13 protein-coding genes are annotated in these 16,571 nt (G+C 39.5%); 4 read left to right on the top strand and 9 right to left on the bottom strand.

Annotation, left to right across the window (positions count from 1 at the left end):
* Nucleotides 1–39: 39 nt before the first annotated feature.
* The 8 genes from H9629_RS07925 to H9629_RS07890 form a co-directional block, all read right to left on the bottom strand.
* On the bottom strand, nt 40–1,362 hold the full coding sequence (locus H9629_RS07925; RefSeq protein WP_191730873.1) for a hypothetical protein: 1,323 nt from the start codon (nt 1,360–1,362) through the stop codon (nt 40–42).
* Nucleotides 1,363–1,461: 99 nt separating this feature from the next.
* Nucleotides 1,462–3,687 (bottom strand): capsular polysaccharide export protein, LipB/KpsS family, encoded by a 2,226-nt coding sequence (locus tag H9629_RS15535; RefSeq protein ID WP_191730872.1) that lies wholly within the window; start codon nt 3,685–3,687, stop codon nt 1,462–1,464.
* Nucleotides 3,688–3,703: 16 nt separating this feature from the next.
* On the bottom strand, nt 3,704–5,386 hold the full coding sequence (locus H9629_RS07915) for a polysaccharide biosynthesis/export family protein (RefSeq protein ID WP_191730871.1): 1,683 nt from the start codon (nt 5,384–5,386) through the stop codon (nt 3,704–3,706).
* 3 nt (nt 5,387–5,389) lie between these two features.
* Nucleotides 5,390–6,487 carry a capsule biosynthesis protein gene (locus tag H9629_RS07910; RefSeq protein ID WP_191730870.1) on the bottom strand — a complete coding sequence of 366 codons (1,098 nt, stop codon included), beginning with the start codon at nt 6,485–6,487 and terminating at the stop codon, nt 5,390–5,392.
* Nucleotides 6,477–7,139, bottom strand: a complete 663-nt coding sequence (locus H9629_RS07905; RefSeq protein ID WP_191730869.1) for an ABC transporter ATP-binding protein — start codon at nt 7,137–7,139, stop codon at nt 6,477–6,479. The genes H9629_RS07910 and H9629_RS07905 overlap by 11 nt, the downstream gene beginning before the upstream one ends.
* Nucleotides 7,136–7,963, bottom strand: a complete 828-nt coding sequence (locus H9629_RS07900; protein ID WP_191730868.1) for an ABC transporter permease — start codon at nt 7,961–7,963, stop codon at nt 7,136–7,138. Before H9629_RS07900 ends, H9629_RS07905 begins: the two co-directional genes overlap by 4 nt.
* A gap of 209 nt (nt 7,964–8,172) precedes the next feature.
* Entirely contained in the window at nt 8,173–9,216 is a 1,044-nt protein-coding gene (locus tag H9629_RS07895; RefSeq protein WP_191730867.1) for a phytanoyl-CoA dioxygenase family protein, read from the bottom strand.
* Nucleotides 9,217–9,719: 503 nt separating this feature from the next.
* Nucleotides 9,720–11,420 carry an NAD-dependent malic enzyme gene (locus H9629_RS07890; protein WP_191730866.1) on the bottom strand — a complete coding sequence of 567 codons (1,701 nt, stop codon included), beginning with the start codon at nt 11,418–11,420 and terminating at the stop codon, nt 9,720–9,722.
* A 293-nt stretch (nt 11,421–11,713) separates the two neighbouring features.
* Between H9629_RS07890 and H9629_RS07885 the strand changes: the two genes are divergently transcribed.
* On the top strand, nt 11,714–12,676 hold the full coding sequence (locus tag H9629_RS07885; RefSeq protein WP_064101694.1) for an alpha/beta hydrolase: 963 nt from the start codon (nt 11,714–11,716) through the stop codon (nt 12,674–12,676).
* A gap of 5 nt (nt 12,677–12,681) precedes the next feature.
* Here H9629_RS07885 and H9629_RS07880 read toward each other — a convergent pair whose 3' ends face one another.
* Complete coding sequence (locus tag H9629_RS07880; RefSeq protein ID WP_171255265.1) at nt 12,682–13,005, bottom strand: hypothetical protein; 324 nt, start codon at nt 13,003–13,005, stop codon at nt 12,682–12,684.
* Between the two features lie 28 nt (nt 13,006–13,033).
* Between H9629_RS07880 and exaC the strand changes: the two genes are divergently transcribed.
* The 3 genes from exaC (at nt 13,034) to ribH (ending at nt 16,570) form a co-directional block, all read left to right on the top strand.
* Nucleotides 13,034–14,545 carry an acetaldehyde dehydrogenase ExaC gene (exaC, locus tag H9629_RS07875; protein ID WP_064096915.1) on the top strand — a complete coding sequence of 504 codons (1,512 nt, stop codon included), beginning with the start codon at nt 13,034–13,036 and terminating at the stop codon, nt 14,543–14,545.
* A gap of 420 nt (nt 14,546–14,965) precedes the next feature.
* Nucleotides 14,966–16,081 (top strand): bifunctional 3,4-dihydroxy-2-butanone-4-phosphate synthase/GTP cyclohydrolase II, encoded by a 1,116-nt coding sequence (gene ribBA / locus H9629_RS07870; protein WP_191730865.1) that lies wholly within the window; start codon nt 14,966–14,968, stop codon nt 16,079–16,081.
* Nucleotides 16,082–16,099: 18 nt separating this feature from the next.
* On the top strand, nt 16,100–16,570 hold the full coding sequence (gene ribH / locus H9629_RS07865) for a 6,7-dimethyl-8-ribityllumazine synthase (protein ID WP_004280926.1): 471 nt from the start codon (nt 16,100–16,102) through the stop codon (nt 16,568–16,570).
* Nucleotide 16,571: the final 1 nt, after the last annotated feature.

Genomic DNA, 16,571 nt, shown 5'->3' with positions numbered 1-16,571 from the left:
TGTGTTTTTTCAAAAAGATAATACATAGTTTCCAAAATATTAATAATTTTTTTGATCATTATTTAATGATAAAAAAGATTTTTCATAAAAGTAATCTAAATTCGTAGCTAAATTAGCAATAAAACCATTTTTTTCAAAATAATCAAAATTAATATAATAAGCGCAAATAGAATTAGTCAAAGTACTAATTTCTATATATCCGAAATTAACTTTTTCTCTTTCAGGTACCTCTAGCTGTTTTACTAAGCTTTGGTTATTATCAAGTTCAATTTGAAATTTTTCATCAAGAATCCATACCCCATCATAATTCGGATAGGTTTTTTCTACCATCTCTAATCCAGACTCAATATTTTTAACTTTTAAATTGTCGATAGCTTCAAAAGATATCTCACTTTCTAATAAATTTAGAATAATACAATCTGCCCAACGTTTTTTAATTACTTTCACCAATTCATAAACATTGTTAGAGCCTTTATAAATCACACAAACTAATACTCTAGGTTGAAATCCAGATTTAGTTTTTTCTAAATTTTCATTAATTTTATTAATTAATAATTTTTTATAATATCGCCCTAATTTTTTTTGCCTTTTTAAAATATAAATAATTCGATCATTACAATCCTGAGAGTTAGTAGATATAATAATAGGATGATAAAAACCTTGCTTAATATTTACAAAGTTTGGATTAATAAAATATAAGTTACCACTGGTTGTAAAATTAAAATTTTCTAAATCATCTTTACTATACAATTCATCCATACGTAAATTTTTATAATTTTGACTAAAATTTGCTAAAAATGACTCATCATTTAAAAAATTAAGAAAATTATTTTTAGAATAAAGCTCTACATATTCTATTCTTTTTCTTAATGCTTCTAAACAAAAATTTTTCGATACATAAACAATTCCGAATGACATTTTCTTTGCTACAGGTATATTAAAATATTGCTCTGCGCTTTCCTTCCAAGGCCATCCATCATGTGCTTTCCAAAAAGATTTAGCACAGAGGTCTAATTTTTCTAATAAAGGTTGCCCAAGATAGAAGAGTAAATTCTCACTAAATACAAAAGCATCATCTTCTATAAGCCAATATCCTTCATAATTTGGATACTCCAATGCCATTAAATATAAACCAAAATCCCCACATAACCAGCCTATTTTTTCATGCTCGAAATAAAGCCTTAATTTTAATAAGATATCAAGATTTAAAGATATTTTTGGAAATATACCGAAATCTACTTTATTTTTTATTTCATCAACAACAAAAACGACATCAATTCCAGCATTCTTATAATATAAAAATAGAGTTAAAGTTTGAATATCTAATTTTGTAGTTCTTATTCCAATAAGATATTTACTCACTACAAATTACTCCAATTTAACTAATATTGAACATTTAAAATAATATTAAGAAATTAAACAATTAAAAATATGATCAACTCTTAAGTTAGCCAATCAAAATTATATTCTTTTCTTAATAAAATCCACTACAAAAGCTTTTGGATCTCTCTGAAGCTTTTTCACCTTTTTCATAAAAATTGATGTCTTCTCAGCAGTTACATTAATATTTTTTAAGGGTTTTTTCTCATTTTTATCTTTAATAGATGAGTTTTTAGGGTTCTCTACTCTTAACATAGCATTTAAATAACTTCTATTATTATAGCTAAAAAGGGGATTTAAACCAGAAAACCATGTTTTTCCTTTAAAGTTAAAAAACTCGACATTAATATAATCGTAGGCATGTGATTTTCTATTATCAAACTCTTTAATAATATCTTTTGCAGTAAACCAACTATATTTTTCTGTAATCAACCAGTTAAACAATCTTATAGTTTTACTTTCATTTAAATCAAATACTTCATTATTATATAAGTCTTTAATAATAATCTCCAGACTTTCTATCTGCTTAGTCAATGTACCATTAAAACTATAATATGCATTACCAACAGTATAAACAGGTTTATTATGTGCAAGCGCTAACAACCCTACGCCTGAATTATATAAAAGAATAGCATTTACACAATCTATTACAGCATGTATATTCTCATTATTTAAATTGGTTACATTTTCATAATCAAATCTATTAGCTTTTTTATCTAATGGGTGTGGCTTAATGACAAATTGGATATTTTTATTTTTAATTATAGTATTTTCTAATTCATCTAAAAACTCTTCATATTTTAAATAACCTTCATTAAAAAATGTAACAGCCATATCATCATTAAGTTGAAGAGGAATAAAAATAGATTGTTTAAATTTGAGTATTTCTATGCTTGGTTTAGAAATCGTTTCATCATAAGTCTCCATTGACTCTAAAGTATGAGATCCTGTTACTAAACTATTTATATAGTTTTTTGTTAAAAAAATATCTTCTTCACTTAGTTCTTTATCTAATATTTTTGTATTTTTAAAGTCATTATCATCATAACTAACTTGGTTAGCATAATAGATAGAGTTTGGCAGACCTCCTCGCTCTATAACTGAAACCTCTACACCATTTTTCTTTGCAAAATCAAATAAATCTTTATATTTCTTATGACTTTTCATATATGGATTAAACATACATAAAAAATCAACTTTGCCTTCAGAAATAAGCTTATAACCTTCGACAATTTCTTCCAAATTATTCCTTGATAAAACTTTTAAATTATAACCAAGATATTTTAATGGTAAAAAATATCTCCAGTTTTTATAGTCATTCATTAAGCAAAGACAGTTTTTATCTTTAATTAAATAATCAGCTTCTAATACCTTTTCCTCTTTTTCAATATAAGCTGAAATCACTTCATTAAATTTCTCTCTCTTCCAGTCATTGTTATTAGTCCAATAACCATTATTTTTTGGTTTTGGATGCCATAAATGGTAAGCTTTATATCCTAGACTTTCATTAGAAAACATCACAGCTTCAATATATCTTCTGAAACCTGAATAATATTTATCTCCCCAAAAAGAATCTTTTAATGGACCATAAAAGTCTTTATTTAATTGTTCTGGCTTAGGAATATCTGAGCAGATCAACCCAATTCTTAACATTAAATCAAAATCTTCTGAACCATGCCCTCTAAATTTGTCACAGTATCCTCCTATTAAATTAAATAGCTCCTTAGTCATGAAAAATACATTACTATAGCTTGTATAGAATTCTATATCTTTTCCATATTCAGCTTTAGAAACAAAATAATTTAACTCTTTGATAAAACTTACTTTATCTTCACTATTCCAAAATTTATTTGTTTCATTTTCCTCTAAATGACATATTGACATTGTTAAAAATCTTTTTGGATAAATATGCATTTTTAATTGTTCTGCATCTTTCGCTAAATTAGCAAAAACATTTTTATCAAATACAAAGTCTATATCAGATAAAAGAAAATATTTAGTTTTTACATTATTAACAGCAATATTACGTGCTTTAGCTAGTGAAAATTCCTCTCTATCATTCTCAAAAATATAATTTGCTCCATATTTTTCACAAATATTTTTAATCTCTGTAGCAAAAAAATCCTCAGAGCCAAAATCTACAACATTAATTTCCGGCTGTGGACTATAATAACTTAAGCAAAACTCTAATCTTTCTAAAATCCAAGGGGTAATCTCACTTACTCTTATACATAAACAATAGGTAATATCTTTAGGTGTTACAGATATATTTTCTTTTACGAAAAAACTTTCTAATTGTGTTATCACTTAAACTTCCTCATTCTTATAAATCTAAAGCAACTTTCGCCGCTACTGCAATTTGATAAAGCACTTGGGTGATTCCGCGCGTCAACTCTATCCCCTTGGTCTGAGCTTTAGGCAAAACTAGGATCTCATCGCCCTGCTTAATTTTTTCACTTTTACGTACCAGTTCAGCTTTACCATTTTGTCGAATCACAATCACTTTGGATTTATTTGATTTCTGGCTAAAGCCACCGACCTGCTCAATATAATTTTTAGCACTTAAGCCATTTTTGTATTCAATGCCATTCGGAAAAGCTACTTCGCCATGTACCATAACTACAGATGTTTTTTCTGGAATATGTAAAATATCACCCTGTTCCAGTATCACATCATGAAAACTGTCCGGGTTCAGTACGACTTGCCCTTTAGGCTCAACCAATCTCGCTTTGGTAATAAACTGCTTGACGAGTTCAGCATCACGTAAACGTAAAGCAGCTTCTTCCTGAGTGCTTGAGCGTGCATTAAATGTTGTTTCTTCTAACTTATCTAGAGCAACATTCAACATCTCTTTTTGACGCTTGGCCACCGAAGGACGAAATAATTGCAATGACTCAACCTCAGCCAAGGCATTAGGCTGTAATTGGGTCAACACATCACTCAATTTAGCCCCATAAGGTAAAACAATAGCATGGGCACCATTATGAGCACCATCTACACGTACTTGAATCGTACCCGCATAACGGTCAGCCGTTACAGTGACAATATCACCATCCTCAATCATGATATTCGATGCTTGACTCAACGAATAATATTCACTACGGTATTCTGCACCTTGCCGGCGTTGAATACTGACATTGGTCGCTCCGGGTTTAAGCTTGGCAAATGCCAAAGCCTGTGCCAGCGTAACCGCAGGTGAGTTAAACTCAAAGTCATTCTGGTTATAAACCTCACCCGAGACATTAAAGGTATGGGTACGCTGCCCGACCACAATTACATCACCGTCACGGAAGGAAAAAGGACGAATTTGACCTTGTAATAGGAAGTCATACAAATCGACCTGCTGAACCGTTTGGCCATTGCGCATAACTTTAATATCAATATAACTACCACGTTCTGGATCTACCCCACCCGCGCGGTCCAGATACGCAATCACACTATCATTGGCTACACCACCATAATTACCCGGCTGATTGACAAATCCGGTGACCATCACCTTCACGGGCTGAGCTTGCTCAAGGGCGGCATACACGCCGACATTAGACACATAAATACGTCGTACCTGCGCTTCAACTACCGACTGCAGATTGCCATTACGAACACCCACCACTTTGACCGGTCCAACATTCGGAATAAAAATATTGCCTTGTGGATCGACGGTTTGAGTACCGTTAAACTGATAAGCGCCCCAGAGACGTAAATTAATATTATCGCCCGGGTTAATCTGATAACTACTATTGAAGGTTGATCCTGCAGTTGAAGCAAAAGCCCCCTTAAAGAGCTGTGAACCAAACATCTGATTTCGATTTGGATATTTCATTGAGCTACTTGGAGAAAGCTCAACCACCGATTGACTCTTTAATAGAGCAGCATTATTGGCACTGCTTGGATCCAAGTTTCCACCATTGAAAGCCTGAGACACTTCTGTGGGTAAAAGGTTTGGCTCAAATGCATAGCTTGCCGTTGCACACGCCAATGATAAAATCGATAAAGCAATTTTTTTCATAATTTATTCTCTGTGCTCACGGATAATTGAATGAATCAGTAATCCAATACCAAAAATAATATTCAATAAAATAAATGAAGTCAGACTGATATACACTTTCCGCGGATATAAAGCATCCTGAGCTAAACGCGGTGTCGCAATCACCACCAATTTCTTGAGCTTACGTGAAGCTTCTAAACGCGCTTTTTCCAAAGATACCAAAGAGATTTTATAAAGATCAGCGGCAAATTCAACCTGCGCCTTCAGTGCTTCAAAGTCAGCTACATTCTTATTCAGTTTTAAGTTATTCGGTGAAGTCAGTTTTGAACTTTCAGTATTAATTTGCTGTTGCAAGGCTGCGATTTGACTCTGTAAAGCCACTACTTGAGGTGCTTCAGGGGTTAAATAGCTAAGTAGTGTCCGTTCTTCAGTTTTCAATTGCGCCAAACTACTCTGTAAACCTGCAATCAGTGTCGCCACCGCTTTGGCTTGTAATTCAGGATCAAAGATTTCATTTTCATTTTGGTACTGGAGTACCGCCTGACGAGCCTCATCTAACTGCGCTGTTGCTTCTGTATACTGTTTCTCTGCAAATACTTGCTGCTCTTGCGCAATGGTCTGGGAAATTTCATTGATAAACTCATCACTTTGCTTTAATACTTCTTGATTGAGTTTCAGTGAGAACTCTGGCGAAAAGCCCTGAGCATGTACATGTAGCATCATGGTTTGCTCATCAAGTTCGACTTTAATCATTTTGTTAAAATATTCAACCAAGTCTTCGATTGAGGCATCTTGAGGCAATGCAAAGATTGGGTCACTGACCGATGAAAATTCTTTGCGCAGATTCAGCGTTTGATCCAGCCTCTCGATCATATCGCGAGAGCCAATATACTCTTTCAGAATTTGAGAGTCTTCACGACTGGTATTGGGCACGCCCAACAAAGCGCCTATTCCTGCAGTATCAGCCACTGGCGTATCTGCCACCTGCTTCACCAACAGTATCGAAGAAGACTGATAACGGTCTTTGGCAAAGGCGAACAGATAAATGACTATGATCACCACCGGGATCAGGACACAGCAGGTATAGGCGACCCAGAGTCGCTTATTTATTTTAGCTTGCATACGCTTTATATACCCCTACTGCATCTTGCACATTATCAAAATATTCTGCTTTACCATCCCGCACCAAGAAAGCAACGTCACAATTGCGGGTTAAATCCTTTAAGTCATGAGAAACCATAATAATATTTGAATTTTCTTTAAGTTCGTCAAGTAAAGCCTGACTCTTTTTTCGGAAAGAAGCATCCCCTACTGCACCAGCTTCATCGAGCAAATAATAATCAAAATTAAACGCCATACTTAAACCAAAACCAATCCGGCTACGCATACCACTCGAGTAACTTTTCATTGGCATATCAAAGTATTTACCAATTTCAGCAAACTCTTCAACAAAATTTACCACATGTTCAACTTCATCATGACTATTTACATAAAGCCTGGCCACAAAGCGTACATTTTGCCGGGCAGTCAGGCTGCCCTGAACCCCCCCGGACAATGCCACCGGCCAGGAAATGGTTTTATTGGTGATTACCTTGCCCGAATCTGCGTAGTCAATTCCGCCAATCACACGCAGCAAGGTACTCTTGCCCGCACCGTTTTTCCCCAACAGGGCCACGCTTTTATTTTCCGGTAAAACTGCATTTAAATCTTTAAACACATAATGCCGTCCTTTGGGTGTGGCGTATGATTTTGTTAGATTTTTTAATTCAATCATTTTGATTTCACCATATGGCGTTCAAAGCGTTTATATAGTAATAATCCGATGAATAAGGAGACAATGATCCATATGACAAAGTAACTCAAACTAATTCCTGGCACTAAACTATAAGTCGGCGCAACCGCATGGCGCATTAACTCAAAGATATGAATCAAGGGGTTGTATAATAAATATTCACGATATTCCACTGGAATAATATGAATGGAATATAAAATACCAGACAGGAAGTAAAGGATTAAAAAGAACATTGAAAGAAATTTCCCTATTTCTTTTGAGAAATCACCAATTACAATAAAAATCAGGCTACACGCCAGCATAAATATAAATAAGAGCGCCCAATAGCCTAGAAGTTGCGGAATTTGTTCAAAACTGATGTGATAGCCAAACCATACAAAGGCTGCAGTAAAAGCAATATAAGCGGTAAATTTAAGCAGGAATTCAAGAATATTTCGTGCCAGTAAAGCATCGATCGGTTTGACTGGGCGATAGCTAAACAAGCCCCGATTGGATTCAGTGGCACTGATCCCCAAAGTCACTCCCGTTCTAAACATAAAGAAAGGAATAATGCCATTAATTAAAAAAACAGCATAATCCATCCCCGGTAATGTTCGTTGCATGACGGTACCAAAAAGTATCACCATGATCCCAATAGTCAATAAAGGCTCTAAAAAAACCCATAAATATCCTAGACGGTATTGACCAAAGCGGGTTTGTAATTCCCGAAGCAATAATGCACGTATCGATGCATACATCACCTGTAAACCACCACGTGCTTTCAGGCGTGGGAGTTTTCTTAATGGCATCTGACGTTGTGGTTCCATTGCGATGACTTATAAATTTATTATGTAAAATTTTCACTATCATACAGCGATCAATAAAGAGAAGAAAGTTAAACCCCCAGTAAATAAACCTGCCTATACTTAAGTGGTAGACAGCGAAATGAGAAAAAAATTCAATCACTGCTTTATTTAATACGAGCTTTTTTGTCCATATTCAAGGCCGATCCAGTGTTCTAAGTTTAAAACGTTTCTTATTTACTGGTCAGAACAGCAGGATCTGCTGCACACTTTTTACCTACTTTCTTCCAGGGATTATTGCGCTGGAATTTCTTTTCCATAAAGTCCAGACCTGACCAATATAAAGGCACTAGATTTGACTTCAGAAAGGGCAAGGAAAGTGGATCACCCCCCAACCAGGGCACAAATGGATTTCGACGTGCATAGGCCCATAGCTCAATCCTGACTGAAGGTTTGAGACTCTTTGCTCTGGCATGAAAACCATAGGTATCTGCAATCACCAGGGTATTGGCTTTTACAGCAAAAGCTTGCGGTTTTGCATAGCCTAATTCCAGTATTTCACTTTCAGAAACTCGAAAAGAGCCTCGGCGGGTCATCACATCAGTTTTTGCTGTAATTGCTTCAGATTTCTGCTGTTCCCAGTTTAATCGTGCAGGATTTAACAGATGCGAGCCGGGTACATACACAAACGGACCTTCATCTTCAGCGACATCTTCTAGAAATAGCCAGGCTTTTGCACTAGGGTGAAAAGTATCACTGTGTAAATTCGTTTGCGGGTCCGCTTTGGCTTTTCTGACATGCGAAAAGATGACTTGCAGATAAGAGATGGGTTGAACTTTAAAGCTGGCCACATAGTTCAGCAGGTTTCTCCATTTCGCTGAATGCAGGAATTGTTGGGTGACGGGCATGTAATTCAAGGTTTTGCCATCTAATGCCATACGGCGAGTCACCGTATCCCCCTGTAAGGTTTCCCGTGTTTCCAGAGGCGTGGTCAGTAATTCCTGTTTTAATTGCGAAAACTCTTCTGCAGCTAAAAAGTTTTCTCTGAATATAAACCCGTTTTTTTGAAAATTTTCAACGTCTGCGGGATGAATGAACTTCGCTAACTTTGATCTGCGTTGGGCTGCCATTTGTGCAGCAAACTGCACCCGAAAACGGTGTAAGCCGAGTTGGTTTAATCTGGAGTTTCCCAAGACAGAATTGGCTTCAAAGGATTTGGACTGCGTGAACAAAGCCATACTATCTAAGATAAATTTGCTTGGGGAGTGAATAAACATCTTGTGTAATTCCTGAGCCACAGCTATTTTTTTTTGTTTTTTCTGGTCCAGTTTTTTAATATTTTCAAAAATATTTTTTTTAAATAAATTCAATGGAAGTAGCCTTATTCTATACTTGATTCATATTTGGAAAAATTATAACTAAAAACAAAGTTGTCCGTTAATACTTCTCTTCTCTCATTTACACCCGAACCCTTAAGCCTCTAATAAAATTGTCTTTATCTTTTTAAGTGGAAGTCTGAGGTTGCAGTCTACTTTGCCTGCTTCAGCTGTAAGGCCCTGATCTTTTTTATGAGGGTTATTTTTATATTCGAACTCTTTCATCCACATTTTTCAAACATTAAAAAATTTTCAAGGAAGCCCCTTCTTGCGGAAACAAGAAGAGGCTTTAAATGCTATTTAAAATAGTAATGCACGATTATTTCCTGATTAATCAAACAATCCTATTCTTGCCTGGGCATCAAATCAACTCAGGCTAGCACAGCAAAATTTATTTGACCTCATTAAAAGGTGCTGCGCTTATAATCACGGTATTTTGGCGTCCAGAAATTACGCTCAATTGCCTGCTGTAAGCTTTCCACACTGACTTTCGGTGCTACCCCGTCTTCAATCGCAGCAAGCGCTACTTTTAATGCAATCTGCTTTGAAATAGTCTGCAAACTATCCAGACTTGGCAGTAAATCTGCCTGAGGATCTTGCAGTTTTGGTGAACAGTCGGCCAAAGCATTACTGGAAGCTATCAACATATTATCTGTCACACGCTTGGCACCCGAAGCAATCACTCCCAAACCTATACCCGGAAAAATATAAGAATTATTACACTGGGAAATATGATGGATCTGGCCCTTATAATTCACGGGAGCAAATGGACTGCCCGTCGCAATCAGTGCCCTGCCCTGGGTCCATTGCAAAATATCTGCCGGCACGGCTTCTACCTGGGAGGTCGGATTCGACAGGGGGAAAATAATCGGTTGCATACTGTTTTCAGCCATGGCTTCAATCACTTCCTGAGTGAATAAACCGGGCTGTCCTGACACTCCAATCAGTACCGTCGGTTTGGCGCGCTTGACTACATCCAGCAGAGAAATCATGCGTTCGGCATCTGCCCAGTTTTCTACATTTTCAAGCGGCTGTGCCAGTTTACGCTGGAAGTTCAGTAAATTCGGCTGATTTTCAGTGATCAGACCAAAGCGGTCGACCATAAATATGCGTGCACGCGCTTCCGCATCACTCAAGCCTTCAGCCACCATTTGCTTAATGATCTGTTCTGCAATCCCGCAACCGGCCGAACCTGCTCCCAGGAATGCAACGACCTGATCTTTAAGCAGCTTGCCTGCTGCACGCGAAGCAGCAATCAGACTACCGACAGACACCGCAGCGGTGCCCTGGATATCATCATTAAAACAGCAGATCCGATCACGGTATTTTTCCAGCAAAGGCATGGCATTTTTCTGGGCAAAGTCTTCAAACTGGATCAAGGCATCAGGCCAGCGCTGTTGAATCGCCTGAATCACCGTTTCGACAAAAGCATAATATTCATCGCCGCTGATCCGCGGTTGGCGCCAGCCCATATAAATCGGGTCACTCAACAGTAGCTGATTATTGGTGCCGACATCGAGGGTAATGGGCAAGGTATAAGCCGGACTGATCCCGCCACATGCGGTGTAGAGCGCCAGTTTGCCAATGGGAATCCCCATGCCGCCAATGCCCTGATCTCCAAGACCCAGAATGCGCTCACCATCCGTAATCACAATGACTTTCACATTTCTTTTACTGATATTGTGAATAATCTGGTCGATCTGGTCGCGGTCCGGATAGGAAATAAAAATCCCGCGGTGACGGCGATAAATATCAGAAAAGTGCTGACATGCCTCACCTACCGTTGGAGTATAAATAATCGGCATCATCTCGCTAAGATGATGTTCAATCAGATGGTAAAACAGGGTCTCATTGGTATCCTGGATATTCCGCAGATAAATATGCTTGTTAATATCACTGTTAAACGCACTATATTGCTGATAAGAACGCTGACTTTGTTCCTCAATCGTTTCGGTAACATGAGGAATCAAGCCATGTAAATTAAAACTTCTGCGCTCTTCTTCAGAAAATGCAGAGCCTTTATTGAGTAAAGGGAGTTCTAACAGAGTATTTCCAGCATAAGGAATATATAAGGGACGCTTACTGTTCAAATTTTCTCTGGGCATTCTTTAACTCATCTAATCAATTTTCGGCAATCCTGCCAAAATAATCACATCACTTTGCTTATTTTATATAGCTTAGCCTGATTCTAGGCTATTAGGTCATTTAGTAAATTGATAATACTTTTAGCAGGATTTTATAATCTGATAACACTCACTTTCCCGCATAGGTTCGGGGCTGATTTTAAAATGAACCGGTATCGATATTATTAATTCAAGTGAGCAGCAAGTTCCGTTTGACAAAAAACTGCAGCTCATCAAGGATAAAGTATAATTTCAAGAAAACGATGAGTATAACAATGAGTGAACTACAGCCCCTTTATCAGCCCGATATCCTAGGGACAGGTTATGAGCAAGCGACCTTGAACTTTCCCGACGATTATGAGGGCAAGGTAGTCGCCACGCTGATCCGTAAAAAAGCGGCACAACCTACATCCAAAGCAGTTTTATATATTCACGGATTTATTGACTATTTTTTTCAGACTGAAATGGCAGAGCGTTTTAATCAGCAAGGCTTTGATTTTTATGCGCTGGATTTGAGAAAATACGGCCGTTCGATTCTGCCCCATCAAAAATATTATAACGTGCATGATCTGTCTGAATATGATGCAGAAATTACCCAGGCGCTCGACATTATAGCAGCAGAGGGCCACGATGCTGCCCTGCTCTGTGGTCATTCTACCGGTGGTCTGATTACGACCTTATATGCAGCGCACCATCCGCAGCACCCCTTAATCAAAGCGCTTTGGGTCAATAGTCCATTTTATGACTTCAACATGAACCCGATCAAACGCGCGCTGGGTCTTCCTCAGCTAAGCAGGCTGGCTAAAATCTTCCCGAATCTTAAATTTCCAAGTGAGTTAAACAAGTGGTATACCGCCAGTCTGCACAAGGACTTAAAAGGAGAATGGGACTTCAATCTGGACTGGAAAAAGACCCGCTACCCTAGAGTAAGGATCAGTTTTGTTCGTGCCGTTCATGAGGCACAAAAGGAAATTCATCGCGGTGTTCAGATTGATATTCCGGTACTGATCATGCATTCGCACCAAACGCTCAATCCTAAAAAATGGGGCAAAGCGGCACAGAGCAGTGATGTGATTTTAGGCATTAAAGACATTCAGAAATATGCCAAAAAAATCAAAGGTGATGTCACGGTTCTGAGTATTCAGAACGGTTTACATGATCTGGTACTTTCAGAGAAATCAGTACGTGAGCAGGTTTATCAGCAGCTGTTTCAGTGGCTGCATGACCAAGGCCTTTAAACACTTTAAATAAAGCAGCGAGGAGAAATGAAAATTTCATTCGTTTCTCCATTTTGGCTGTCTGGTAAAACCCGCACTATGGTGTGAATGTAAGCAAACACATTGAAAATATGCCAATCTTTCGATGTTTTTAAACTTCCATAACTCATTGTTTTTAAATTTAAGAATTGAGAATTTATAGCTTTTATTTCTCTAACGCTTGTCTCCAAATATTGTCTTTTGTAGCAAGCCTGTAAACAAACAACCGTCCGTCTTGTTCCCTCTTTATAGTAGAGCTGAATGCAGAAGCGCCTATATTTTTTGATCAGCAAAATGCGCTCAGCCTGCACCACTAACAATCATATAAAGGAATAGATTATGCGTTACGCAGATCCCAATACTGACGGTTCAAAAATTCAATTTAAAGCACAATACGATAATTTCATTGGCGGCGAATGGGTCGCTCCGGTCAAAGGTGAATACTTTGACAACATCTCTCCGGTAGATGGCAAGGTCTTTACCAAAGTGCCGCGTTCTTCTGTAGAAGACATTGAGTTGGCGCTAGATGCAGCGCATAAAGCCAAAGAGCAATGGAACCGGTCATCTCCGACCACCCGGTCCAATATTCTGTTGAAAATTGCAGATCGTCTGGAACAAAATCTGGAAATGCTGGCCGTGGCTGAAACCTGGGACAATGGTAAGCCAGTCCGCGAAACACTGGCTGCCGATATTCCTCTGGCCATTGACCATTTCCGTTACTTTGCTGGCTGTATCCGCGCGCAGGAAGGCGGTATTTCCGAAATTGATGAAGATACCATTGCCTATCATTTCCATGAGCCGTTGGGCGTCGTGGGTCAGATTATCCCGTGGAACTTCCCGATTCTGATGGCTGCCTGGAAACTGGCACCTGCTCTGGCTGCGGGTAACTGTATTGTGCTGAAACCTGCGGAACAGACTCCGGTCAGTATTCTGGTGCTGGCTGAACTGATTCAGGACATTTTGCCACCGGGCGTGTTGAATATCGTCAATGGCTACGGGGTTGAGGTGGGTCGTCCACTGGCGACCAATCCCCGTATTGCCAAGATTGCCTTTACCGGCTCGACCGCAGTGGGTCAGCTGATCATGCAATATGCCACCGAAAATATTATTCCGGTGACCCTCGAGCTGGGCGGCAAATCCCCAAATCTGTTCTTTGCCGACATCATGGATCAGGAAGATGACTATCTGGATAAAGCGCTGGAAGGCTTTGCCATGTTTGCCCTGAATCAGGGTGAAATCTGTACCTGCCCTTCCCGTGCCTTGGTACAGGAAAGCATTGCAGATCAATTCTTGGAACGCGCGGTTGAGCGTGTGAAGCGCATTAAAACCGGTCATCCACTCGATACCGACACCATGATTGGCGCGCAAGCCTCACAGGAACAGCAGGACAAGATTCTGGGCTGTATTGCCACTGGCCGTGAAGAAGGTGCACAAATCCTCACCGGTGGTGAAGCACGTCAGGAAGTGGGTCAAGGTTTCTATATTGAACCGACCATCTTTAAAGGCACCAATGACATGAAGACCTTCCAGGAAGAAATCTTCGGGCCTGTACTGGCTGTGACCACCTTTAAAGACTTTGATGATGCGATCAAGATCGCCAACGATACAATTTATGGACTCGGTGCCGGGGTCTGGTCACGCTCAGCACATACTTCCTACCGTGCCGGTCGCGCCATTCAGGCGGGTCGGGTCTGGACCAACTGTTATCATATCTATCCTGCGCATGCGGCTTTCGGTGGCTATAAAAAATCCGGGATTGGCCGTGAGAACCACAAAATGATGCTGGATCATTATCAGCAAACCAAAAACCTGCTGGTGAGCTATTCAACCAAGCCTGCCGGTTTTTTCTAAAAAATAAAGTCAATCTAAAGCGGGCTTCGGTTCGCTTTTGATCCCCTGATCTTCATTTTTTAATATCAGGTAAAAATTTTCTGCTATTTCCCTGCCTGCTCCTGTCAGTCCAGCTTCAAAATTCTACTGGCTGAACCAGTGAGGATAAAACCTGGGTAAAACATCTGCCGAATGTCTGCACTTATATTAACTTCACCTAAGTTTCTCATTTTTTATGCTTTTTGTTTGTTCAAAAATTCCGCATAAAGTTCAGGCTTTCATTTAAAGTTGGCTTTTCATGTTTATTAAGACTGTGTATAACAATGGACCACTAGAGGGAAAACAATAAGCATAGGCAAAATTGCGCAAAAAGCGTTAGACTATGTACCCAATAATGTCATGATTCGGTCTGATCAAGATCAAAAAAGAAGGTGAAGGTTGATGCCGCTCAATACTGTTGAAGAGCTTGTAGCAGATATCCGTGCAGGAAAAATGGTCATCCTGATGGATGATGAAGATCGTGAAAATGAAGGTGACCTGGTCATTGCTGCCACGCACGTACGTCCTGAAGACATCAACTTCATGATCACCCATGCACGCGGTCTGGTCTGCCTGACTTTAAGTAAAGAGCGTTGCCAGCAGTTAAATCTGCCGTTGATGGTAGATGCCAACGGTGCTCAGCATGGAACCAATTTCACCCTGTCGATTGAAGCAGCCAAAGGTATTTCTACCGGTATTTCTCCGGCTGAACGTGCGCACACGATTCAAACTGCAGTGGCTGCCCACGCCAAACCGGCAGATATTGTACAGCCAGGACACATCTTCCCGCTGATGGCGCAACCAGGCGGTGTATTGCACCGTGCCGGGCACACCGAGGCAGGTTGTGACCTTTCCCGTTTAGCAGGACTGGAACCCGCATCAGTCATTTGTGAAATCATTAATGAAGATGGCACGATGGCGCGCCGTCCGGATCTGGAAGTCTTTGCTGAAAAGCATGGCCTGAAAATCGGAACGATTGCCGACCTGATTCATTACCGCATGACCAATGAACAAACGGTTGAGCGTATCGATCAGCAAAGTATTGATACTGAATACGGCAGCTTTGACCTGTACCGCTATCGTGAACTGGGTAATCCGGATATCCATCTGGCCTTGGTCAAAGGTGAGCCTAAAGAGGGCGTGACCACAGTGCGTGTACATGGTTTTAACCCGACCCGCGACTTGCTCAAACTGAAAAAACAGGATGGCGAGCCAGCCTGGAACCTGGATCGTGCCCTGAAAGAAATTTCCAATAGTGATCGTGGTGTCCTGGTCTGGATTGGCCAACGTCATTTACAGGATTTGGGCCCGGCATTAGATACCCTGAAAATACCAAAAAATGTAAAATCAAATTCTGCACTGTCTCAGCAGTATCAGACCATTGGTGTGGGTGCACAAATTTTGCGTGATCTAGGCGTTGAAAAAATGAAGCTGCTGAGCTCTCCATTACGTTTCAATGCCCTGTCAGGCTTTAACTTAGAAGTGGTGGAATACATCACCGCACAACAAACATCTTAAGAAATCATCGAGGTTGTTATGGCAGTTCGCCGTATTGAAGGTATGTTACATCTCGCGAACGAAGACCGTTATGCGATTTTAGTTGGTCGTTTTAACAGCTTTGTGGTTGAACATCTGTTAGAAGGTGCTATTGATACATTGAAACGTCATGGTGTATCAGAGGATAATATCACTGTTGTTCATGCACCTGGTGCCTGGGAACTTCCTGTGGTTGCGAAAAAACTGGCAGCTTCAGATCGTTTCGATGCCATCATTGCGCTTGGCGCCGTGATTCGTGGCAGCACGCCTCACTTCGATTTCGTTGCAGGTGAATGTGCCAAAGGTTTGGGCGTTGTTGGCCTGGACACTGGCTTGCCTGTCATTAACGGTGTACTTACTACGGATAGTATTGAACAAGCGATTGAACGCTCTGGAACAAAAGCAGGCAATAAAGGTAGCGAAGCTGCCCTGACTGCGATTGAAATGGTTAACTTGTTAAAGGCTATTTAAC

Origin of the sequence: Acinetobacter pecorum (genome assembly GCF_014837015.1) — a bacterium.
Lineage (GTDB): Bacteria > Pseudomonadota > Gammaproteobacteria > Pseudomonadales > Moraxellaceae > Acinetobacter > Acinetobacter pecorum.
The sequence above is the reverse complement of the archived record's forward strand: the minus strand, read 5'-3'. Positions and strand labels throughout refer to the sequence as shown.

Coding starts and splice junctions, on each gene's coding strand:
- H9629_RS07915 (WP_191730871.1), bottom strand. CDS start 5,386: ATGAAAAAAATTGCTTTATCGATTTTATCATTGGCGTGTGCAACGGCA.
- H9629_RS07910 (WP_191730870.1), bottom strand. CDS start 6,487: ATGCAAGCTAAAATAAATAAGCGACTCTGGGTCGCCTATACCTGCTGT.
- H9629_RS07905 (WP_191730869.1), bottom strand. CDS start 7,139: ATGATTGAATTAAAAAATCTAACAAAATCATACGCCACACCCAAAGGA.
- H9629_RS07900 (WP_191730868.1), bottom strand. CDS start 7,963: ATGGAACCACAACGTCAGATGCCATTAAGAAAACTCCCACGCCTGAAA.
- H9629_RS07895 (WP_191730867.1), bottom strand. CDS start 9,216: ATGTTTATTCACTCCCCAAGCAAATTTATCTTAGATAGTATGGCTTTG.
- H9629_RS07890 (WP_191730866.1), bottom strand. CDS start 11,420: ATGCCCAGAGAAAATTTGAACAGTAAGCGTCCCTTATATATTCCTTAT.
- H9629_RS07885 (WP_064101694.1), top strand. CDS start 11,714: ATGAGTGAACTACAGCCCCTTTATCAGCCCGATATCCTAGGGACAGGT.
- exaC (WP_064096915.1), top strand. CDS start 13,034: ATGCGTTACGCAGATCCCAATACTGACGGTTCAAAAATTCAATTTAAA.
- ribBA (WP_191730865.1), top strand. CDS start 14,966: ATGCCGCTCAATACTGTTGAAGAGCTTGTAGCAGATATCCGTGCAGGA.
- ribH (WP_004280926.1), top strand. CDS start 16,100: ATGGCAGTTCGCCGTATTGAAGGTATGTTACATCTCGCGAACGAAGAC.